At 61.3% G+C, this 22,400-nt stretch carries 23 protein-coding genes and 1 tRNA gene; 6 read left to right on the top strand and 18 right to left on the bottom strand.

The window, feature by feature from the left end; translation table 11 throughout:
* Positions 1-97: 97 nt before the first annotated feature.
* From HNO82_RS07420 to HNO82_RS07335, 18 genes are all read right to left on the bottom strand, one after another.
* Complete coding sequence (locus tag HNO82_RS07420) at positions 98-1,588, bottom strand: NADH-quinone oxidoreductase subunit M (protein ID WP_008327677.1); 1,491 nt, start codon at positions 1,586-1,588, stop codon at positions 98-100.
* A 22-nt stretch (positions 1,589-1,610) separates the two neighbouring features.
* Entirely contained in the window at positions 1,611-3,701 is a 2,091-nt protein-coding gene (nuoL, locus tag HNO82_RS07415) for an NADH-quinone oxidoreductase subunit L (RefSeq protein WP_008327675.1), read from the bottom strand.
* Positions 3,702-3,815: 114 nt separating this feature from the next.
* Complete coding sequence (gene nuoK / locus HNO82_RS07410; protein ID WP_006712949.1) at positions 3,816-4,124, bottom strand: NADH-quinone oxidoreductase subunit NuoK; 309 nt, start codon at positions 4,122-4,124, stop codon at positions 3,816-3,818.
* Between the two features lie 18 nt (positions 4,125-4,142).
* Complete coding sequence (locus tag HNO82_RS07405) at positions 4,143-4,805, bottom strand: NADH-quinone oxidoreductase subunit J (protein ID WP_034350155.1); 663 nt, start codon at positions 4,803-4,805, stop codon at positions 4,143-4,145.
* 140 nt (positions 4,806-4,945) lie between these two features.
* Entirely contained in the window at positions 4,946-5,434 is a 489-nt protein-coding gene (gene nuoI, locus HNO82_RS07400) for an NADH-quinone oxidoreductase subunit NuoI (RefSeq protein ID WP_008327661.1), read from the bottom strand.
* Positions 5,435-5,455: 21 nt separating this feature from the next.
* Positions 5,456-6,526, bottom strand: coding sequence for an NADH-quinone oxidoreductase subunit NuoH (nuoH, locus tag HNO82_RS07395; RefSeq protein WP_008327660.1), 1,071 nt, complete (start codon positions 6,524-6,526; stop codon positions 5,456-5,458).
* 2 nt (positions 6,527-6,528) lie between these two features.
* Positions 6,529-8,856: an NADH-quinone oxidoreductase subunit NuoG gene (gene nuoG, locus HNO82_RS07390; protein WP_175343244.1), complete on the bottom strand. Its 2,328-nt coding sequence runs from the start codon at positions 8,854-8,856 to the stop codon at positions 6,529-6,531.
* A gap of 83 nt (positions 8,857-8,939) precedes the next feature.
* Positions 8,940-10,235, bottom strand: a complete 1,296-nt coding sequence (gene nuoF, locus HNO82_RS07385) for an NADH-quinone oxidoreductase subunit NuoF (protein ID WP_008327658.1) — start codon at positions 10,233-10,235, stop codon at positions 8,940-8,942.
* A complete protein-coding gene (nuoE, locus tag HNO82_RS07380; protein ID WP_006712943.1) occupies positions 10,232-10,723 on the bottom strand; it encodes an NADH-quinone oxidoreductase subunit NuoE in 492 nt (163 codons plus the stop codon). The genes nuoF and nuoE overlap by 4 nt, the downstream gene beginning before the upstream one ends.
* Positions 10,724-10,811: 88 nt before the next feature.
* A complete protein-coding gene (locus HNO82_RS07375; protein WP_175343243.1) occupies positions 10,812-12,065 on the bottom strand; it encodes an NADH-quinone oxidoreductase subunit D in 1,254 nt (417 codons plus the stop codon).
* Positions 12,065-12,661 carry an NADH-quinone oxidoreductase subunit C gene (locus tag HNO82_RS07370; protein ID WP_034330585.1) on the bottom strand — a complete coding sequence of 199 codons (597 nt, stop codon included), beginning with the start codon at positions 12,659-12,661 and terminating at the stop codon, positions 12,065-12,067. The genes HNO82_RS07375 and HNO82_RS07370 overlap by 1 nt, the downstream gene beginning before the upstream one ends.
* Positions 12,662-12,670: 9 nt before the next feature.
* On the bottom strand, positions 12,671-13,147 hold the full coding sequence (locus HNO82_RS07365; protein WP_006712940.1) for a NuoB/complex I 20 kDa subunit family protein: 477 nt from the start codon (positions 13,145-13,147) through the stop codon (positions 12,671-12,673).
* Between the two features lie 3 nt (positions 13,148-13,150).
* Entirely contained in the window at positions 13,151-13,510 is a 360-nt protein-coding gene (locus HNO82_RS07360; protein ID WP_006712939.1) for an NADH-quinone oxidoreductase subunit A, read from the bottom strand.
* Positions 13,511-13,629: 119 nt separating this feature from the next.
* A tRNA-Leu gene (locus HNO82_RS07355) sits at positions 13,630-13,714 on the bottom strand.
* A 109-nt stretch (positions 13,715-13,823) separates the two neighbouring features.
* Positions 13,824-14,198 carry a preprotein translocase subunit SecG gene (gene secG, locus HNO82_RS07350; RefSeq protein WP_081486037.1) on the bottom strand — a complete coding sequence of 125 codons (375 nt, stop codon included), beginning with the start codon at positions 14,196-14,198 and terminating at the stop codon, positions 13,824-13,826.
* Between the two features lie 88 nt (positions 14,199-14,286).
* A complete protein-coding gene (tpiA, locus tag HNO82_RS07345; RefSeq protein ID WP_175343242.1) occupies positions 14,287-15,033 on the bottom strand; it encodes a triose-phosphate isomerase in 747 nt (248 codons plus the stop codon).
* A 110-nt stretch (positions 15,034-15,143) separates the two neighbouring features.
* Positions 15,144-16,121, bottom strand: coding sequence for an NAD(P)H-quinone oxidoreductase (locus tag HNO82_RS07340; RefSeq protein ID WP_175343241.1), 978 nt, complete (start codon positions 16,119-16,121; stop codon positions 15,144-15,146).
* Positions 16,122-16,148: 27 nt separating this feature from the next.
* The gene (locus tag HNO82_RS07335) at positions 16,149-16,721 is read right to left on the bottom strand and encodes a winged helix DNA-binding protein (protein WP_081486035.1); all 573 of its coding nucleotides are present in this window, start codon (positions 16,719-16,721) and stop codon (positions 16,149-16,151) included.
* 195 nt (positions 16,722-16,916) lie between these two features.
* On the opposite strand from HNO82_RS07335, the gene pxpB reads away from it, so the two are divergent.
* The 6 genes from pxpB (at position 16,917) to HNO82_RS07305 (ending at position 22,399) form a co-directional block, all read left to right on the top strand.
* Complete coding sequence (gene pxpB / locus HNO82_RS07330; protein ID WP_175343240.1) at positions 16,917-17,570, top strand: 5-oxoprolinase subunit PxpB; 654 nt, start codon at positions 16,917-16,919, stop codon at positions 17,568-17,570.
* A complete protein-coding gene (locus HNO82_RS07325) occupies positions 17,567-18,601 on the top strand; it encodes a 5-oxoprolinase subunit C family protein (protein ID WP_175343239.1) in 1,035 nt (344 codons plus the stop codon). The genes pxpB and HNO82_RS07325 overlap by 4 nt, the downstream gene beginning before the upstream one ends.
* A gap of 9 nt (positions 18,602-18,610) precedes the next feature.
* Positions 18,611-19,351, top strand: coding sequence for a 5-oxoprolinase subunit PxpA (gene pxpA, locus HNO82_RS07320; RefSeq protein ID WP_175343238.1), 741 nt, complete (start codon positions 18,611-18,613; stop codon positions 19,349-19,351).
* A gap of 261 nt (positions 19,352-19,612) precedes the next feature.
* Complete coding sequence (locus tag HNO82_RS07315; RefSeq protein ID WP_008327640.1) at positions 19,613-20,338, top strand: DUF969 domain-containing protein; 726 nt, start codon at positions 19,613-19,615, stop codon at positions 20,336-20,338.
* Positions 20,335-21,321: a DUF979 domain-containing protein gene (locus tag HNO82_RS07310; RefSeq protein WP_008327638.1), complete on the top strand. Its 987-nt coding sequence runs from the start codon at positions 20,335-20,337 to the stop codon at positions 21,319-21,321. Before HNO82_RS07315 ends, HNO82_RS07310 begins: the two co-directional genes overlap by 4 nt.
* Positions 21,322-21,394: 73 nt before the next feature.
* Complete coding sequence (locus tag HNO82_RS07305) at positions 21,395-22,399, top strand: DUF2891 domain-containing protein (protein WP_175343237.1); 1,005 nt, start codon at positions 21,395-21,397, stop codon at positions 22,397-22,399.
* The last annotated feature ends 1 nt before the right edge of the window (position 22,400 follow it).

The following is a 22,400-nucleotide window of genomic DNA, read 5'->3' as shown; positions in this document are numbered from 1 at the left end:
CAATGCCACACCGGCTCGTCTCGTTACTCGTTGTTGCCCAGCTTGGTTATCGGCGGGACGCGAGCGCCCCGCCCTTCACTTCTCTAGACTGCGCAGATCAGTTGATCTTGGAGACCGCCACATGCTTCAGCAGGTCGGTCACCGAGGTCTGGATGCTGTCGGTGATGATGCCGGGATAGATACCCATGACCAGGGTAGCGATCGCCAGCAGGCCCAGGATGAGGAATTCGCGGGAATTCACATCCACCAGCTCGGCCACGTGATGGTTGCTCACGGCACCGAAGATGACGCGCTTGGCCAGCCACAGCGAGTACGCCGCGCCCAGGATCAGAGCGGTAGCGGCCAACAGACCAATCCAGAAATTGAACTTCACCGCACCCAGAATCACCATGAATTCGCCAACGAAACCGGAAGTGGCCGGCAGGCCGCAGTTGGCCAGCGAGAACAGGATGAAGAAGAAGGCAAAGCGCGGCATCTTGTTGACCACACCGCCGTACTGGGAAATCTCACGGGTGTGCATCTGGTCATACAGCACGCCGATACACATGAACATCGCACCGGACACGAAGCCGTGCGAAATCATCTGCACGATACCGCCCTGCAGGGCCATGTCGTTGAACATGAAGAAGCCCAGGGTCACGAAGCCCATGTGGGCGATCGACGAATAGGCGACCAGTTTCTTCATATCCTGTTGGACCAGGGCCACCAGACCGATGTAGATCACGGCCACCAGTGACAGGAAGATCATGAAGCCCGACAGCGCATGGCTGGCGTCCGGCAGGATCGGCAGCGAGAAGCGCAGGAAACCGTAGGCACCCAGCTTGAGCATGATCGCCGCCAGCACGATGGAGCCACCGGTGGGCGCCTGCACGTGGGCGTCAGGCAGCCAGGTGTGCACCGGCCACATCGGCACCTTCACGGCGAAGGCAGCCAGGAAGGCGAAGAACAGGATCTTCTGTTCCAGCATCGACAACGGCACCTGATGCCAGGTCGGAATCTCGAAGCTGCCTCCCGACACGTAGTACAGGTAGATCAGGGCGATGAGCATCAGCAGCGAACCCAACAGCGTGTACAGGAACAGCTTGAAGGCTGCGTACACGCGGTTGTCGCCACCCCAGACGCCCACGATGATGAACATCGGGATCAGGGTCGCTTCGAAGAAGGCGTAGAACAGCATCGCATCCAGCGAGGAGAACACGCCGATCATGATGCCGGAGAGGATCAGGAAGGCACCCATGTACTGAGCCACGCGCTTCTGGATCACCACCCAGCCGGCCAGCACCACGATGACCGTAATGAAGGCGGTCAGCGGCACGAACCACAGCGAGATACCGTCCAGGCCCAGGAAGTAGCTGATGCTGAAGCGGTCGATCCAGGGCGTCTTTTCGACGAACTGGTAACCGTGCGCCAGCGGATCGAAATGCTGGATCAGCGGGAAAGTAACGACCAGGCCGACCAGCGAACCGAACAACGCCAGCCAGCGGGTCAGGCCCGGATTGCTGTCGCGGCCCAGTGCCAGGACGAGGATGCCGAAGACGATCGGTACCCAGATCGCGAGGCTCAAGATGGGAAATGTTGACTGCATCATGGTTGTTATTTACTCGGACAGCTTATTTGGCGAACGGGAACGGCATGAACCACACCAGGAAACCCAGCACCCCGATGATCATCACGAACGCATAGTGATAGATGTAACCGGACTGCCAGAGACGCGTGAATTTCGAGAACCAGCCGACGACCTTGGCGCTGCCGTTGACGAACAGGCCGTCGATGATGCCACGGTCGCCCACGGTGGACAGTCCACTGCCCAGCAGGCGGGCACCGCCGGCGAAGACAACTTCGTTGAACTTGTCCATGTAGTACTTGTTGTCCAGGATGGTGTAGATGATGCTGAACTTTTCCTTGAACCAGGCTGGTACACGCGGGTTGATCATGTAGCAGTAGTACGCCACGACCACACCGGAGATGGCCAGCCACAGCGGCGCGCTGGTGAAGGCATGCAGCACCATGGCGACCGGGCCGTGGTATTCGTGGGCCAGCTCTTCCATGACCTTGTGGTTTTCGCCGAAGAAGATCACACCCTTGAAGAAGTCGCCATACAGCATCGGCGAGATCGCGAAGAAACCGACGATGACCGAGGGAATGGCCAGCAGGATCAGCGGCAGTGTCACCACCAGCGGCGACTCGTGCGGCTTCTGACCCGGAGCCAGGCCGTGATGATGGTCGTCGTGACCGTGATCGTCATGGGCATCGTGCGCATGGTCGTCATGCACGCCGTGCGCCGCAGCGGGGGCGTGGTGATCATCATGGCCGTGGGCCTGGCCGAAACGCTCCTTGCCATGGAAGACCATGAAATACATGCGGAAGGAGTAGAAGGCGGTCACGAACACACTGGCCAGCACGGCGAAGTAGGCAAAGCCCGAACCCGGCAGGTGCGACTCGGCCGCGGCTTCGATGATCGAATCCTTGGAATAGAAGCCCGAGAAGAACGGTGTGCCGATCAAGGCCAGCGAACCCAGCAGCGAGGTGATCCAGGTGATGGGCATGTACTTGCGCAGGCCGCCCATGTTGCGCATGTCCTGATCGTGGTGCATGCCGATGATGACCGAGCCGGCACCCAGGAACAGCAGCGCCTTGAAGAAGGCGTGGGTCATCAGGTGGAACACGGCCACCGAGTAGGCCGAGGCACCCAGTGCGACGGTCATGTAACCCAGCTGCGACAGCGTGGAGTATGCGACCACGCGCTTGATGTCGTTCTGCATGGTGCCCAGGAAGCCCATGAACAGCGCCGTGATGGCACCGATCACCAGGATGAAGGACAGCGCGGTGTCGGACAGTTCGAACAGCGGCGACATGCGGGTGACCATAAAGATACCGGCCGTCACCATGGTGGCGGCGTGGATCAGCGCGGAAATCGGGGTCGGGCCTTCCATCGAGTCCGGCAGCCAGACGTGCAGCGGGAACTGCGCAGACTTGCCCATGGCGCCCACGAAGAGGCAGATACACGCCACGGTCAGCAGCATCCAGTCGGTACCCGGCAGGGTCAGCTGGGCCAGCTCGGCGCGCTTGGCGAAGACTTCGGTGTAGTTCATCGAACCGGCGTAAGCCAGCAGCAGGCCAATCCCCAGGATGAAGCCGAAGTCACCGACGCGGTTGACCAGGAAGGCCTTCATGTTGGCCTTGATCGCGGTCGGACGGGTATACCAGAAACCGATCAGCAGATAGGACACCAGGCCCACCGCTTCCCAGCCGAAGAACAGCTGCAGGAAGTTGTTGCTCATGACCAGCATGAGCATGGAGAAGGTGAACAGCGAGATGTAGGAGAAGAAGCGGTTGTAGCCCTCATCTTCAGCCATGTAGCCGATGGTGTAGATGTGCACCATCAAGGAGACGAAGGTCACCACGCACATCATCATCGCGGTCAGGCTGTCGACCATGAAGCCGATCTCCAGCTTCAGGCCTGCCACCGTCATCCAGTTGTACAGCGTACCGTTGTAGGTGGCGCCGTCCAGCACTGCAAGCAGGGTCTGGATGGAGATGATGGCGGCGATCAGCACGCCCAGGATGGTCGCGGTATGCGACACCTTGCGGCCAACCACGTTGCCGAAGAATTTGGTACCCAGCAGACCGGCAATGGCCGAGCCTGCCAGCGGCGCCAGGGGTACAGCAAGAAGAAGATGTGGGTTAAGTTGCCCAGCCATGATGAACCTTATCGCTTATTGGCTGCCCCGCCTGCAGCGCTGCTGCAAGGGGGCCTCCCATCTTTAAATGAAATTCAAACCAGAACGCAAAAACAGGACGCTGCGGATGCCGACTCAGCCCTTGAGGCTGTCGAGGTCTTCCACGTTGATGGTATCCAGGTTACGGAACAGCACCACCAGAATCGCCAGACCGATGGCGGACTCAGCCGCAGCCACGGTCAGGATGAAGAACACGAAGATCTGTCCGCCAGCGTCACCGAGGTAATGCGAGAAAGCAATGAAGTTCATGTTGACCGCAAGCAGCATCAGTTCGATGGCCATCAACAGAACGATGATGTTCTTGCGGTTCAGGAAAATGCCGACGATCGAGATCGCGAACAGGATCGCGCCGATGATCAGGTAGTGGGAGAGCGTGATTGCCATGATTCTTGTGCGCCCTTCTTAAGATTGTTGACCAGCGGCCGGCTTGTCGGCCGCAGCAGCGGCGCCATCGGCGGGCTGCTCGTTGCGGGTGGATTCGGCCTTCATGCTGACCAGGCGCACACGATCCGATGCCTTGACCTTGACGGCCTGGGCCGGGTCGAAGTACTTGCTGTCCTTGCGCTTGCGCAATGTCAGCGCGACCGCAGCGACGATGGCCACCAGCAGGATCACGGCCGCGATTTCGAAACCGTACACGTATTGGGTGAAGATCAGCTTGCCCAGCGGCTTGGTCTGACCCAGCGTGTCGGAGGCAGCAGGAACCTGCGACTCGGCGACCCAGAAGCTGTTGAGCAGCACCGCCGCCATTTCCAGCACGATGACCACGCCGATGGTAGCGGCCAGCGGGAAGTAGCCCCAGAAGCCTTCACGCAGCTTGTCCATGTTGATATCGAGCATCATCACCACGAACAGGAACAGCACCATCACCGCGCCGACGTAGACCAACACCAGCACGATGGCCAGGAACTCGGCCTTGAGCAGCATCCAGAGGCCGGCCGCCGAGAAGAACGACAGCACCAGGAAGAGCGCCGCATGCACCGGGTTGCGGGCCGTGATGACGCGAACGGCGGAGATTACCACCAGCACCGCGAACACGTAGAACAAGACAGTTTTAAATTCCATAATCAACCAGAAGTTGGTTCATTCAATCAGCACGGGCAGCGCAAGCACGCCATCCATCGCAATACATCCAACACATTGCCGCAAGCCCCGCACCACCCTGCCCGGCTGCCCCGCAATACAGGGCCACCCGGCAGCACCGATCAACGGTAGGCGGCGTCGGCTGCGCGCGCAGCGGCGATTTCGTTTTCGTAACGGTCACCCACTGCCAGCAGCATTTCCTTGGTGTAGTACAGGTCGCCCCGCTTTTCACCGTGGTATTCCAGGATGTGCGTTTCAACGATCGAGTCGACCGGGCAGGACTCTTCGCAGAAACCGCAGAAGATGCACTTGGTCAGGTCGATGTCGTAGCGGCTGGTACGACGGGTACCGTCTTCACGCTGCTCGGATTCGATGGTGATGGCCATCGCCGGGCAGACCGCTTCGCACAGCTTGCAGGCGATGCAGCGTTCTTCACCGTTGGGATAACGGCGCAGCGCATGCAGGCCGCGGAAACGCGGCGACATCGGCGTCTTTTCCTCGGGGAACTGCACGGTGATCTTGCGCTTGAACAGGTAGCGACCGGTCAGGGCCAGGCCCTTGAACAGTTCGCGGAGCATCAGGCTGCCGAAAAAATCCTTAATAGCTTCCATTTTTAGCCTCAGCCTTCCAACTTATTTCCAGATATTCCAGGGCGACTGGATCCAGATCGCCACGACCACCAGCCACACCAGGGTCAGCGGGATGAACACTTTCCAGCCCAGACGCATGATCTGGTCATAGCGATAGCGCGGGAACGATGCGCGGATCCACACGTACAGCGACAGGAAGAAGAAGGTCTTCAAGCCCAGCCAGATCCAGCCCGGGATGAAGTCCAGTGCTGCCAGCGGTGCCGACCAGCCGCCGAAGAACAGCAGTGCGGTCAGGATCGAAATCAGGATCATCGCGGCGTATTCGGCCAGGAAGAACATGGCGAAGGACATGCCCGAGTATTCGATCATGTGACCGGCCACGATTTCGGATTCGCCTTCCACGACGTCGAACGGGTGACGGTTGGTCTCGGCCACGCCGGAGACGAAGTAGATCACGAAGATCGGCAGCAGCGGCAGCCAGTTCCAGGACAGGAAGTTCAGACCCATGCCGGCGAATTGACCCTTGGTCTGGGCCAGCACGATATCGGTCATGTTCAGACTGCCGGTGACCATCAGCACCACCACCAGGCAGAAGCCCATGGAGATTTCGTAAGACACCATCTGCGCCGAGGCGCGCATGGCACCCAGGAAGGCGTACTTCGAGTTGGAGGCCCAGCCGGCGATGATGATGCCGTAGACTTCCATCGAGGTAATGGCCATCAGGTACAAGAGGCCCGCGTTGACGTTGGCCAGCACGTGTTCCGGCGAGAACGGCACCACCGCCCAGGCGGCCAGCGCCGGCATGATGGTCATCACCGGGGCCAGGTAGAACAGCGCCTTGTTGGCCTTGGACGGGGTCGAGATTTCCTTGAAGATCAGCTTGACGGCGTCAGCGATGGGCTGCAACAGGCCGGCCGGACCCACACGGTTGGGGCCCAGACGCACGTGCATCCAGCCGATCAGCTTGCGCTCCCAGTAGGTCATGTAGGCCACGCACAGCAGCAGCGGCACCATCACCACCAGGATCTTGACCAGAGTCCACACCAGCGTGAACAGGGTCGGACCCAGCAGGGCCGGTCCCACGTTGTTGATTTGGGCGATCAGGTGATCCATTTTTACGCTTTCTCCACGACGATTGCGCCAAACATGCCGCCCAGTGCAGCGGTGGAGGCGTGCGCAGCAGCGACGCGAACCACGTTTTCCGGCAGTTTCTTATCGATGGCGGCGGTCAGCGCAACGCTGCCCGAGCCTTGCTTGACCTTGACCTGGTCGCCTTCGGCCACGCCCAGCTTGGCGGCCAGCGCAGCCGAGAGCCATGCCTTGGGCGCCTGGCCGTCGCGGGTTTCCAGCAGCGGCGGCGAACGGCGTGCAATGGCGTCGGCGAAGTAGATGGGCACGTCAGCCACGCGCTCCACGCCACCGGCGGCAGCTTGCACAGCTTGCGCTTGCACGCTGGCGATGTTGTTCAGGCGCGCCGACAGGTCGGTTTCCTTGCCCAGCAGTTCGTCGCGGATGGACTCGGCGGTTTCGTAGTCGAAATTTTCCAGTTCCAGCAGATTGCCCAGCACGCGCAGGACCTTCCAGCCCGGACGTGCATCGCCGGCCGGCTTGACGGTACCGTTGAAGCTCTGTGCACGGCCTTCGGCATTGACGAAGGTACCGGCAGTTTCGGTGAAGGGTGCGATCGGCAGCAGCACGTCGGCGTAGTCGGCTCCATGCTTGAAAGCGGACATCACCACGACCATCTCGGCCTGGTTCAGGGCGGCACGAGCGGCTTGCGCATCGTAGCTGTCCAGTTCCGGCTCGGCGTTCAACAGCAGGTAAGCCTTGCGCGGCTGTGCGAACACGGCAGCGGCGTTGGCGCCCTTGCCGGGGGTCGGCACGGCGTTGGCCAGGTAGCCGCCGACGGCGTTGCCGCCATCGGTCAGCACACCCAGCTTGGCGCCGGTTTGTTCAGCGATCCACTGTGCGGCAGCATGCAGCTGCGCAGCTTGCGGGTGCTGGACGGCAGCATTGCCCAGGAACACGCCACGGCCTTCGCCCGACAGCAGGCTGGCAGCAGTTGCCTTGGCAGCGTCCGATGCCACCACGCCAGCGTAGACGGCGGGAGCAGCCACACCCTTGGCTTCCGCCACGGCCACGGCCACTTCGGCCAATGCGGACAGCCATGCCGAGGGAGCGGCGATGATCTTGTTGGCGACCGGCATGAGCAGATCGTCGTCGGTGGCATGCAGGACGCTAAGCTTGGCACCGCTCTTGACCGACTGGCGCAGGCGCGCCGACAGCAGCGGATGATCCTTGCGCAGGAAGGAACCGATCACAAAGACGCGGTTCAACTGCGAGAATTCGACGATGGACATGCCCAGCCACGGCTTGATCTGGCCATCCAGACCGAAGTCGGACTGACGCAGACGGAAGTCGACGTTATCCGAACCGACGCCGCGTACCAGCTTCTGCAGCAGGCTCAGTTCTTCCAGGGTGGAGTACGGGGTACCCAGCGCGGCGATGGCGTCGGTACCATGTTCGTGACGGATGTTGCGCAGGCCATGGGCGACGTATTCCAGCGCGGTCTGCCAGTCCACTTCCTGCCACTTGCCGTCTTGCTTCAACATCGGCTTGGTCAGACGCTCGGCGCTGTCCAGCGCTTCGTAGGCGAAACGGTCCTTGTCGGAGATCCAGCACTCGTTGACTTCTTCGTTTTCGAAGGGCAGCACGCGCATGACCTTGCCATTCTTGACCTGGACGATCAGGTTGGCGCCAACGCTGTCGTGCGGGCTCACCGACTTGCGGCGCGACAGTTCCCAGGTACGGGCGCTGTAGCGGAACGGCTTGGAGGTCAGGGCACCGACCGGGCACAGGTCGATCATGTTGCCCGACAGTTCGGAGTCCACGGTCTTGCCGACGAAGGTGGTGATCTCGGAATGTTCACCGCGACCCAGCATGCCCAGCTCCATCACGCCGGCCACTTCCTGGCCAAAGCGCACGCAGCGGGTGCAGTGGATGCAGCGGTTCATTTCCTTCATGGAGATCAGCGGGCCGACGTCCTTGGGCTCCACGACACGCTTTTCTTCCTGGTAGCGCGAGGAGGAACCGCCGTAACCGACGGCCAGATCCTGCAGCTGGCACTCACCGCCCTGGTCGCAGATGGGGCAATCCAGCGGGTGGTTGATCAGGAGGAATTCCATCACGCCCTTCTGGGCCTTGACGGCCTTGTCGCTGGCGGTGCGCACGATCATGCCGTTGTTGACCGGCGTGGCGCAGGCAGGCAGCGGCTTCGGGGCCTTTTCGACCTCGACTAAGCACATGCGGCAGTTGGCCGCGATGGACAGTTTCTTGTGATAGCAGAAGTGAGGGATGTACGTGCCGATCTTGTTGGCAGCGTCCATGACCATGCTGCCTTCTTGCACTTCAACCTTCTTGCCGTCTATTTCGATTTCAACCATGGCTGTTTGCCCAAGCTAAATATTCTTTGCCAACGATGCCGGCGGAAGGCTTATCGCATCCCGCGCGGCATCCCCTGCCCTGTTCAGATGTAAGCCGGAACCAGGCAGTGTTTGTGCTCGATGTGGTATTCGAACTCTTCGCGGAAATTCTTCACGAACGCGCGTACCGGCATCGCCGCTGCATCACCAAGCGCACAGATGGTGCGCCCCTGGATGTTGTCGGCCACCGAATTGAGCACGTCCAGATCTTCCATCTTGCCGTGACCGTTTTCGATACGCTCCACCATGCGGTACATCCAGCCGGTGCCTTCGCGGCACGGCGTGCACTGGCCGCAGGATTCTTCATAGTAGAAGTAGGACAGGCGCAGCAGCGACTTGACCATGCAGCGCGTCTCGTCCATCACGATCACCGCGCCCGAACCCAGCATCGAGCCGGCCTTGGCGATGGCGTCGTAGTCCATGGTGGTGTCCATCATGACGTCGCCACGGATCACCGGTGCAGACGAACCACCCGGAATGACGGCCTTGATCTTCTTGCCACCGCGCATGCCGCCGGCCAGTTCCAGCAAGGTGGAGAACGGCGTGCCCAGCGGGATCTCGTAGTTGCCCGGACGCTCGACGTCGCCCGAGATCGAGAAGATCTTGGTGCCGCCGTTGTTGGGCTTGCCCATCTCGGCGTAGGCCTGCGGGCCCACCTTGAAGATGAAGGGCACGGCCGCGAAGGTCTCGGTATTGTTGATGGTGGTCGGCTTGCCGTACAGACCGAAGCTGGCCGGGAACGGCGGCTTGAAGCGCGGCTGGCCCTTCTTGCCTTCCAGCGACTCCAGCAACGCGGTTTCTTCGCCGCAGATGTAGGCGCCGTAACCATGGTGCGCATGCAGCTGGAAGCTGAAACCGGTGCCGAGGATGTTGTCACCCAGGAAGCCGGCCGCACGGGCTTCTTCCAGGGCTTCTTCGAAACGCTCGTACTCAGCGAAGATTTCACCGTGGATGTAGTTGTAGCCGACCGTGATGCCCATGGCATAGCCGCCGATGATCATGCCTTCGATCAGCGCGTGCGGATTGTAACGAATGATGTCACGGTCCTTGAAAGTACCCGGCTCACCTTCATCTGTATTGCAGACGAGGTATTTCTGGCCCGGGAACTGGCGCGGCATGAAGCTCCACTTCAGGCCGGTCGGAAAACCCGCACCACCGCGGCCACGCAGGCCCGAGGCCTTGAGGTCGGCGATGACTTGTTCCGGAGTGATCTTCTCGTTGAGGATGCGCTTGAGCGAATCGTAGCCGCCGCGCTTGACGTAATCCTCGAGATGCCAGTTCTCGCCATTCAAGTCGGCGAGGATCAGCGGTTTGATGTGGCGGTCGTGCAGGCAGGTCATTTCTTCAGTTCCTCCAGCAGCGCGTCGATCTTTTCGTTGGACATCCAGCTGCACATTTGATGGTTGTTGACCAGCATGACCGGTGCGTCGCCGCAAGCGCCCATACATTCACCTTCCATCAGCGTGAACTGGCCATCGGCCGTGGTTTCGCGATAATCGATGCCCAGCTTGTGCTTCAGGTGATGGGCGGCGCGCTCGCCACCCGACAGCAGACACGGCAGGTTGGTGCACACGGTGATCTTGTGCTTGCCCACCGGGCTGGTGTTGAACATGTTGTAGAAGGTCGCGACTTCCTGCACGGCCACGGCGGGCATGCCGATGTAGTCGGCAATTTCCTGCTGCAGCTCGGCCGGCAGCCAGCCATGTTCCACCTGGGCGATGCGCAGCGCGGACATGACCGCAGACTGGCGCTGGTCCGCCGGGTATTTCGCGAGTTCGCGATCGATTTTCTTAAGGGCTTCTTGACTTAACAGCATATCGTTGGCCATCCATGCGCATCAGATCTGCGCGGTTATTGGATATTCCCCAAACTTGACGGGCTTCCTGAGAAGCCCGCCTTGACTATTGCTCTTCGACTTATCGGTCGATTTCCCCGAACACGATGTCTTGCGTACCAATGATGGTGACCGCGTCGGCAATCATGTGGCCCTTGGCCATTTCGTTCAGGGCTTGCAGGTGGGCAAAGCCCGGGGCACGGATCTTCAGGCGGTACGGCTTGTTGGCACCGTCGGAGACCAGGTAGATACCGAATTCACCCTTGGGGTGCTCGACGGCAGCATACGCCTCGCCGGCAGGCACGCGGAAGCCTTCGGTGAACAGCTTGAAGTGGTGGATCAGGTCTTCCATGTTGGACTTCATGTCCGCACGTTTGGGAGGCGCAATCTTGTGGTTGTCCGTAATGACCGGACCCGGATTGTTGCGCAGCCACTCCACGCACTGCTTGATGATGCGGTTGGACTGGCGCATTTCGGCCACGCGCACGAGGTAACGGTCGTAGCAGTCACCGTTCTTGCCGATGGGGATATCGAAGTCCAGCAGGTCATACACTTCATACGGCTGCTTCTTGCGCAAGTCCCAGGCGATGCCCGAACCGCGCAACATGGGGCCGGAGAAGCCCATCTGCAGTGCACGTTCCGGCGAAACCACGCCCACGCCCACCAGACGTTGCTTCCAGATGCGATTGTCGGTCAGCAGGGTTTCGTATTCATCGACATAGGTCGGGAAACGATTGGTGAAGTCTTCGATGAAGTCCAGCAGCGAGCCCTGACGGTTTTCGTTCAGTTCGCGGATGGCCTTCTCGTTGCGCACGATGGAAGCCTTGTACTGCGGCATGCTGTCCGGCAGGTCGCGATAGACGCCACCCGGACGATAGTAGGCCGCGTGCATGCGGGCACCCGAGACAGCTTCATAGCAGTCGAACAGGTCTTCGCGTTCACGGAAGGCATACAGCAGCACGCCCATCGCACCCACGTCCAGCGCGTGCGCGCCGATCCACATCAGGTGGTTCAGCAGGCGGGTGATTTCATCGAACATCACGCGGATGTACTGCGCGCGCAGCGGCACTTCCAGACCCAGCAGACGCTCGATGGCCAGCACGTAACCGTGCTCGTTGCTCATCATCGAGACGTAGTCCAGACGATCCATGTAAGGCACGGATTGCAGGAAGGTCTTTTGTTCGGCCAGCTTTTCGGTACCACGGTGCAGCAGACCGATGTGGGGATCGGCGCGCTGGATGACTTCACCGTCCAGCTCCAGCACAAGGCGCAGCACACCGTGCGCGGCCGGGTGCTGAGGACCGAAGTTCAGCGTATAGTTTTTGATCTCTGCCATTATTTGATCCCGTAGTTTTCTTCACGAATGATGCGCGGGGTGATTTCGCGCGGCTCGATCGTTACGGGTTGATAGATGACGCGTTTCTGTTCGGCGTCGTAACGCATTTCGACATAGCCGGACACCGGGAAGTCCTTGCGGAACGGGTGGCCAATGAAGCCATAGTCGGTGAGGATGCGGCGCAGGTCGGGGTGACCGTCGAAGAGGATGCCGTAGAAGTCAAACGCTTCACGCTCATACCAGCCAGCCGAATTCCAGATCGGGTCGACCGACGCCACGATGGGCAGGTCGTCATCCGGTGCGAACACGCGCACACGCACACGCCAGTTGTGCGAGATCGACATCAGGTGCGACACCACGGCAAAGCGCGGACCGTCCCAGGCACCGTCGCCATAGGTGGAGTAGTCCACGCCGCACAGGTCCAGCAATTGCTCGAAACGGGTGTCGGCATGGTCGCGCAGCACGCGCATGGCCGACAGGTAGTCAGCGGCCTTGACCACCACGGTGACTTCACCGAGGGCCACGGTCAGGTTCTGAAGATACCCTCCAAGCGCATTACGCAGGGCGGCTTCGAGAGTTTCCAATTTTGTCGTCATACTGCCCTCTTAGCGCGCGATGGTGTTGGTGCGCTTGATCTTGTTCTGCAGCTGGATCACGCCGTACAGCAGCGCTTCCGCCGTCGGCGGGCAACCCGGCACATACACGTCGACCGGCACAATGCGATCGCAGCCACGCACCACCGAGTACGAATAGTGGTAATAGCCACCGCCATTGGCACAGGAGCCCATGGAGATCACCCAGCGCGGTTCCGGCATCTGGTCGTAGACCTTGCGCAGCGCCGGCGCCATCTTGTTGCACAGGGTACCAGCCACGATCATCAGGTCGGACTGGCGCGGCGACGGACGGAACACCGCACCGAAGCGGTCGAGGTCGTAACGCGAGGCACCGACGTGCATCATTTCAACTGCGCAGCACGCCAGACCGAAGGTCATGGGCCACAGGGATCCGGTACGGGTCCAGTTGATTACCTTATCCAGCGAGGTGGTAACAAACCCCTCATTCAATACGCCTTCAATAGACATGGCTTACTCCCAATCCAGGGCACCCTTTTTCCAGATGTACCAAAATCCGACAACAAATTCAGCGATGAAGACCATCATCGTGACGAAACCTTGCCAGCCCAGCTCACGCATGGACACGCCCCAAGGGAAGAAGAAGGCGGTTTCCAGATCAAACAGGATGAACAGGATGGCGATCAGGTAGTAGCGCACATCGAATTTCATGCGCGCATCTTCGAATGCTTCAAAGCCGCATTCGTAAGGAGAAGTTTTTTGAGCGTCCGGCTTGTGCGGACCAAGAAGACGACCGAGGAGCTGGGGAGCGACACCGACGCCGATGCCAACAAGAATAAACAGGAGGACTGGGAAGTAATTTTCGAGGTTCACGATTGGCCGCTATGCGTTGGTTTATCGATGGGAATGATTCTCAATATCAATCAGAAACTTCCTCGACAAAAAGCCAGCTCAGGCACTAGGACCTTCGCTGGCTTTTCATTTCATTTCTATGGTGCCGACGACGAGACTCGAACTCGTACAGCTTTCGCCACTACCCCCTCAAGATAGCGTGTCTACCAATTTCACCACGTCGGCTTGAAGCTGCTATTGTACCTTCATTTGTTACTCTTGTTCAATGCACAATCAGCGAAAAAGAAAGATTCTTCCTACTTAATTCTTCGATTATTTCAGAATCAGCAAAAGCTTATTTCGGGATCTGATTCGACTGGTCACCCGGCTTGCCTGCATCAGCCGGTGCGGCGGGCGCTGCAGGCGCTGCCTGCTGGGCCGGGGCCGCCGGAACTTGCAGATTATCCATCACACTGCCGCTTTGTGCCACGTGATGATTGCCGATGAAGGTCAGACCCAGGGTCGCCACGAAGAAAATACCTGCGGCCACCGCCGTCGACTTCGACAGGAAGTTCGACGAGCCGGTCGCACCGAAAAGACTGCCCGAGGCACCAGAACCGAAAGCCGCCCCCATGTCAGCACCCTTGCCGTGCTGCAGCAAGACCAGACCGATGATCGCCAGCGCTGCCAGCACCTGAACTACAACCACAACCAAAAACAAAGTATTCATTTAAACAAGTCCACTCTTGATGTTTCAATCGCCTGCTGCATCTGCGTCAAAGTATCGCCTCAGCAACTGACAAACCCCTTACTCCACTTCAGGCCGCCTTGATGATGGCCAGGAAATCCGCCGTCTTCAATGCCGCACCACCGATCAGACCACCATCGATGTCGGCCATCGCCAGCAACTGCTCCGCATTGTCCGGCTTCATGCTGCCGCCGTACAGGATACGCACCTTGGCCGCCGCTTCAGCGCTCTTGGCGCCGAGACGCGCACGCAGCATCGCATGCACTTCCTGCGCCATTTCCGGCGTGGCCGTCTTGCCGGTACCAATCGCCCAGACCGGCTCGTAGGCCACGACGATGCGCGCAGCATCCTCGACAGCCAGGGCCGTCAGCACCGCATCGAGCTGACCACCCACGATTTCATTGGTCTGTCCGGCTTCGCGCTGTTCCAGCGTTTCCCCCACGCAGACCACCGGCACCAGGCCGGCCTTCAATGCTGCCACGGTCTTGGCCGCCACCGCCGCATCGCTCTCGCCGTGATAGGCGCGACGCTCGGAGTGGCCCAGAATGACATATTGCACACCGAATTCCTGCAGCATCGCTGCCGACACCTCACCGGTAAAGGCACCAGAAGCGTGCGCGGACATGTCCTGCGCCCCCAGCGCCACGGCCGAACCAGCCACCGCGCCCTGCACCTGCGCCAGATAAGGCGCCGGCACACACACGGCGACGTCGCAGACCTCGGCCGGCAGACCTTCCTTGATACCAGCCACCAGGGCCGCATTGGCAGCCAGGCTGCCGTTCATTTTCCAGTTACCGGCTACGAGTTTGCGACGCATAGGCTGAGTTCTACGAGATGGGTGTCAATTTGGATAACCTCGCATTGTATCCGGTACGGCCGCTTGGCGCAAAGCCGGACTGTCCCGCCCGGCTCCGCGCGCCTGCCGAATCACAGTTCCAGCATGATCTTGCCGATGTGGGTGCTCGATTCCATCATGGCATGCGCCTGTGCCGCCTGTTCCAGCGGGAAACGGTGGTGAATGACCGGCTTGATCTTGCCAGCCTCGATCAGGGGCCACACGTGTTGCCGCAGGTTGGCCGCGATCGCCGCCTTGAACGCCACCGGGCGCGGGCGCAGGGTCGACCCGGTGATGGTCAGGCGACGACGCATGACCTGCCCCATGTCGAGCTCGCCCTTGCTGCCGCCCAGTTGGGCGATGAAGACCAGGCGGCCATCGTCGGCCAGGGCCTTGATCTCGCGCGGCAGGTAATTGCCGCCGACCATGTCCAGGATCACGTCCACACCCCGGCCACCAGTCAATTCCTTGACCACATCCTCGAACTGCTCGGTTTTGTAATTGATGGCCCGTTCCGCGCCCAATTCTTCACATGCGCGACACTTGTCGGCACTGCCCGCCGTGGCGAACACGCGATGGCCCAGCGCACGGGCGATCTGGATGGCCGTCACGCCGATGCCCGAAGAGCCGCCCTGCACCAACAAGGATTGTTCACCTGACAGTTGTCCCCGGTCGAAGACGTTGCTCCACACCGTGAAGTAATTTTCCGGCAAGGCTGCGGCCTCCAGCGCGCTCAAACCCTTGGGCACCGGCAGGCACTGGGCCAGCGGCGCGGCACAGAACTCCGCATAACCGCCACCCTGCACCAGCGCACAGACCAGGTCACCCAGCCTGAAGCCGCTCTCACCCAGCTCACCCGCCACGATTTCGCCTGCCACTTCCAGGCCCGGCAGGTCCGAGGCGCCCGGCGGCACCGGATAGTTGCCGATACGCTGGAATACGTCCGGACGATTCACGCCCGCCGCATGCACCTTGATGAGTATTTCCCCCGCCTTGAGCTCAGGCACGGGCCGTTCACAGGCCTGCAGTACCTCGGGGCCGCCAAATTCCTTGATCTCGATTGCGCGCATCTGTCCTATCCTTCAGTTATCTATGTCTCAAAGCGAAGCCGCCGCCCGTGCCGCCGTGTCATACAGCCCGGACGCATTGCGCAACAATTGCGCCGCCTCGCCGATGGCCTGGTTGGGGATGCCGCTTTCGACCTGCACCTCGATCAGGCAGCGCTCGCGCACCTCACGATACTTCATGCACAGCGCCTGCCCCGCCGGGGTGGTCGAGAACAGCAGTTCCTTGCCGGCCTTCTCGCTCTTCACGTAGCCGGCCTTCACCAGCTTCTTCAAGGCATAGGTGACCACGTGGGTGTCCTCGACGTTCAATACGAAGCAGATATCGGCCAGTTTTTTCTTGCGATCGCGGTGATTGACGTGATGCAGCAAGGACACCTCGATGGCCGTCATGTCCTTGGCTCCCGCAGCCGCCATGCAGCGCACCATCCAGCGATTGAAGGCATTGCTGGCCATGATGAGGGCGTATTCCAGTTCGGACAGTTCGGCGCTGCGCTCGGAAACCAGGTGCTGCGAAGACACGATCTTGGTCGGGCGCGGCGCCTCGGCGGCGGCCTGCACATCGGGCGGAAGGGAGACAGAGGTCTCGTTGTTCTCTTGGCTCATGGGAAGCGTAGGGGTCAGGACGACAGAATGGCAACACTATAGCGCAAAGATTAAATAAATAATTTATCGACATATTGTTTATATTTTCTTTGAAATGTAATATCCGCAAAAAAGCAGGGCATCACCAGACGCACCTTGACCCCGACAGCGGCATCGGCGGGTTCTCAACAAAATCACCGGCGAGGCGAGAGACACATGCAGCCACCCCAGCTCCACCCCTTGGGCGACCGCGCACTGCTCTGCAGTTTGCCGTCCCCTGCCACCCTGCCCCAGCAGCAACGCATCTGGGCCCTGGCCGCACTGGCCAGTGAATGGGAAGAAGTCAGCGAAGTCGTGCCAGGCATGAACAACCTGACGCTAATCACCCGGCGACCCGTCGCCGACCTGGACACGCTGAGCGAGCGCATCCTGAAGACCTGGCCCCGGCTCGCCAGCGCAGGCAGCGAAGGCCGCACGGTCGAGATCCCCGTGGTCTACGGCGGCAATGTCGGCCCTGACCTGGACAACGTGGCCCGTCACACCGGCCTGTCGACCGGGGAGGTCATCGAGCGCCACAGCAATGCCGAATACGTGGTGTATTTCCTGGGCTTCCTGCCCGGCTTCGCCTACATGGGCGGGCTCGACGCCAGCCTGGCCACGCCGCGCCACACGACGCCGCGCGTGAGCATTCCGGCCGGATCGGTGGGCATCGGCGGCGAGCAGACCGGCATCTATCCGATGGCCTCGCCGGGCGGCTGGCAACTCATCGGCCGCACCGCCCTGCAGCTTTTCGATCCTTCCCAGCAACCGCCGACGCTGCTGCGTCCCGGCGACCGAGTACGCTTTACCGTGGAGCGCGTGGCCTCATGATCGACATCATCCAACCCGGCATGCTGGCTTCGGTGCAGGACATGGGCCGTTATGGCCATCGCAGCCTGGGCATCCATCCCGGTGGCGCGCTCAATACGCTGGCATTGGCCAGCGCCAACCTGCTGGTCGGCAATCCGGTCGATGCGGCCGGACTGGAAATCACCATGGGCGTGGCCGAGCTGCGCTTCACCCGCGATACCCGCATCGCCCTCGGTGGCGACGACATCGGTGCCACCCTCGATGGCAAACCCATCGCCGCCTGCTGGAGCATTCCGGTGCGCGCAGGCAGCGTGCTCAAGCTCAGCCTGGCGGCAGCCGATTCACCCGAGCAGGCGCCACGTCACAGCATGCGCACCTACCTGGCCGTCGCCGGTGGCATCGATGTGCCGCTGGTCCTGGGTTCGCGCAGCACCGACCTCAAGGCCGGCTTCGGCGGCCATCAGGGACGCGCCTTGAAGCGCGGCGACAAGCTCCCCATCGGCGACGCCAGCACTGCCTCTGTCGCGGTCCATGGTCCCGCCTTCGGCGTACGTTCCCCGCGCTGGAGTGGCCTGGCCCTGCGTGCCGATGAACACAGCCAGCACGTCACGCTGCGCGTGCTGCCCGGCCCCGAATTCGAACAGTTCAGCAAGAGTTCGCGGGAAGCGCTGTGGTCCGACACCTGGCGCGTCACCCCCAACAGCAACCGCATGGGTTATCGCCTCGAAGGTCCCGAACTCAAACGCAAGCAAGGTCGCGACATGCTCTCCCACGGCGTGGTGCCGGGCGTGATCCAGGTGCCACCCTCGGGCCAACCCATCATCCTGATGGGGGATGCCCAGACTACCGGCGGCTACCCCAAGATCGGCGTGATCATCGGTGCCGACCTCTGGAAGCTGGCGCAAGCCCCGTTGAACGCCACGCTGCGGCTGGAACCCTGCGAGATGGCCGACGCCCTGGCCGCCGCCGAAGAACAGCAACGCTATCTCGATTCCATCCGCGCCACGGTCGCCGCACTGGACTGGTCGCGCGCCACGCTCTACAAGAAATAAGGGAACGCCATGTATATCGATCTCAATGCCGACCTCGGCGAAGGCTGCGACACCGACGAACAACTGCTGACCCTGGTCAGCTCCGCCAACATCGCCTGCGGCTGGCATGCGGGCGATGCCAGCACCATGCGCCGCAGCGTGCGCTGGGCGATCCAGAATCACGTGGCCATCGGCGCCCACCCCAGCTTCCCCGACCGCGAGAACTTCGGGCGCAGCGCCATGCAGTTGCCGCCCGAGGAAATCTTCAGCGGCATGCTCTATCAACTCGGCGCACTGGACGCCATCGTGCGCGCCGAGGGTGCACGCATGACCCACGTCAAGCCGCACGGCGCGCTCTACAACCAGGCCGCCAAGGATGCCGTGCTGGCCAATGCCATCTGCGCCGCCATCCGCACCTTCAATCCCGAACTGAGCCTGTATGGCCTGGCCGGCAGCGAACTGATCGCCGCCGCCCGCCATGCCGATCTCAATGCGGTCGAAGAAGTGTTTGCCGATCGCGCCTATGAAGCCGATGGCAGCCTGGTCGCACGCAGCAAGCCCGGCGCCATGATTACCAACGATGCCGACGCCATCGCCCAGACCCTGATGCTGGTCAAGCAGAAGAAGGTCAAGGCCATCGACGGCAGCCTGGTCGAAGTCAATGCACAGACCGTGTGCCTGCACGGAGATGGCGCGCACGCCCTGGATTTTGCGCGCCAGATTCGGGCACGCCTGCACGCCGAGCAGATTGCCGTGCGCGCGGCGGTGTGAAAGTTTTTTCCCGGCGTGGTCGCAAGACGCCGGAAAGAAGGCACCTGCTGCTGATGCAGGGGTGTCGCAAGCTGTAGTTTCGTTCCAAAAACAACAAGAAAGGTCGCCAATCCGAGGCCCGCGAGGTCGCAGGAAAAGTCACGCCCCTACGCTTTGCAGATTGACGCAAAGTCAGTCTGGGCGCGGCTTTCCACGAAATAGATGGCACGGACCTTGCACATTGGCGGCAGGATTTTTCCTCATTCACATAGGGAGTTTTTCATGGAGAGTACGACACTGCTGCCACTGATCGGGATACCGATCGTCGTGGCCGGTTTTGCCTTGCGTTTCAACCCGCTGCTGGTGGTCACGGTAGCCGGTCTCACCACCGGCCTGTCGGTCGGAATGGACTTCGGCATGCTGCTGGAAACCTTTGGCGAGAAGTTCGTCAACAGCCGTTCGCTGGCGACCTTCCTCTTGATCCTGCCGATCATTGGCCTCTTGGAACATTACGGTCTGAAGGAACGCGCCCAGGCGTGGATCTCCAGCATCGCCAGCGCCACTTCGGCACGCATTCTGATGCTCTATTTCATCCTGCGTGAAGGCACCGCCGCACTGGGTCTGATCTACCTGGGCGGCCAGGCGCAGACCGTGCGTCCGCTGCTGGCACCGATGGCCGAAGGTGCCGCCGTGAGCGCCTACGGCGAAGACCTGCCGCAACACATCCGCGACAAGATCAAGGCCCACGCGGCGGCCTGTGACAACGTCGCCGTGTTCTTCGGCGAGGACATCTTCATCGCCTTCGGCGCCGTGCTGCTGATGGATGCCTTCCTGAAGGAAAACGGCATCACCAACATCGAGCCGCTGCACATCGGCCTGTGGGCCATCCCCACTGCCCTGTCGGCGCTGGTGATCCACATGTTCCGCCTGACCCGCCTCGATGCTTCCATCCGCCGCGATGTCGAGGCGTGGAAGGCCACTCAATCCGCTGCCAAGGTGTCCGCATGAACACGCTCATCTCGATCAACCGCATCTACTACCTCATCGGCATCATCGTCATGATGCTGACCGTCATGACCCTGCGCGACAAGGGCAATCCCAAGCGCTTCACCACGGCGCTGTTCTGGTTCCTCTTCGGCGCGGTATTCCTGTTCGGTGACCTGCTGGTGGAACACCTCGGCAAGTCCATGGCTCACCGCATCATCGGCGGCACCGTCATCATCATCTCGCTCATTGCCGGCACCGGCATGCTCTCCATGGGCAGCTATGCCACTTCCTCACATGAAGAGCGCGTGGCCTCGTCCAGGAAGCTGGGCAACTGGCTGTTCTTCCCTGCGGTGCTGATCCCCGTGATCACGGTGGCCTGTACCGTGCTGCTCAAGGGTGTCTCGGTCGGTGGCCTGATGCTGCTGGACCAGAAGCAACTGACCTTGGCCGCACTCTGCGTGGCCTGCATCTGCGCGCTCATCGCCGGTTGCGTGCTCACGCGTGGCACCCCGCTGCAGGCAGTACGCCAGTCGCGCCGCCTGGTGGATTCGATTGGCTGGGCCGCGATCCTGCCGCTGATGCTGGCCATGCTCGGTGGTGTCTTCGTCGCCGCCAAGACCGGGACGTCGGTACAGCACGTGGTCAGCCTGTTCGTCAATCCCGACAACCGCTTCCTGGTGGTGGTGATCTACTGCGTGGGCATGGCGCTCTTCACCATGGTGATGGGCAATGCCTTCGCCGCCTTCCCGGTGATGAGCGCGGGCATCGCCCTGCCCTTCCTGATCGTGGGGCATCATGCCGACCCGGCGCCGCTGGTGGCCATCGGCATGTACTCGGGCTATTGCGGTACGCTCATGACGCCGATGGCGGCCAACTACAACATCGTGCCGGCGGCACTACTGGAACTGAAGAACAAGTACCAGGTCATCAAGGTGCAGATTCCGACCGCACTGACGCTGCTGACGGTCAACGTGTTCCTGATGTACTTCCTCGCCTTCCGCTGATCTGACCGGAACGCCAGACCCGGCCGGATGCGCAGTACCGGCCGGGTCGTCCACTTTGCCTCAAGGAGTCCCCATGCAGCTCACACAGGAACGGGCGGAAGAATTTGCCCGCATGCCGCTGGCCTATCTGCGCCAGGAATATCCGAATCACATCATGCACGTGCTCCACGGCGCCCAGGACGTACTCTCACCGCGTGCCCTGCACCCGGTGTTCTACGGCTGCTATGACTGGCACTCTGCGGTGCACGGCTTCTGGCTGCTGCTGCGCTGTGCGCGACGCTATCCCGCACTGCCCGCCCGCAGCGACATCGAAGCCATCTTCGATGAGCACTTCACGACCGAACTGATGCAGCGCGAGACCGATTATTTCCGCGTCGATGGCCGCGCCTCCTTCGAGCGTCCTTATGGCTTTGGCTGGATCCTCGCACTGGACCAGGAGCTGGCGCAATCGGCCCTGCCGCGCGCTGCCACCTGGCGCGCCGCGATGCAGCCGCTGACGCTGGAGATCCGCCGTCGCCTGCTGGAATACCTGTCCAAGCTGAGCTATCCGATCCGCGTAGGCACCCACTACAACACCGCCTTCGCCCTGGCGCTGGCGCTGGACCAGGCGCGCCACGTCAAGGATGGGGCACTGGAGCAGGCGATCCTGGCCAGCGCACAACGCTACTACGGCAAGGACACCGACTACCCGGCCCACTACGAACCCGGTGGTGACGAGTACATTTCCGGCGCACTGACCGAAGCACTGCTGATGAGCAAGGTGCTGCCGGCGCAGGACTTTGCGACCTGGTTCGACCTTTACCTGCCGCGCGTGGCCGCTATCGAACAGATCATGCAGCCGGCGCATGTGTCGGACCCGACCGATCCCAAGATCGCCCACCTGGACGGCCTGAACCTTTCCCGCGCCTGGTGCATGAAGAACGTCCTGCGCCACCTGCCCGCCAATCACGCTGCGCGCAGCGCCATCGAGGCCGCCGTCGCGCGCCACATCGCCGCCTCCATCGATCAGGTGGTCGGCAGCCACTACAGTGGTGGTCACTGGCTGGCCAGCTTCGCCATGCTGGCATTGGAAGACTGAG

It is taken from the genome of Herbaspirillum sp. C9C3 (genome assembly GCF_013359625.1).
Taxonomy (GTDB): domain Bacteria; phylum Pseudomonadota; class Gammaproteobacteria; order Burkholderiales; family Burkholderiaceae_D; genus Herbaspirillum.
The sequence above is the reverse complement of the archived record's forward strand: the minus strand, read 5'-3'. Positions and strand labels throughout refer to the sequence as shown.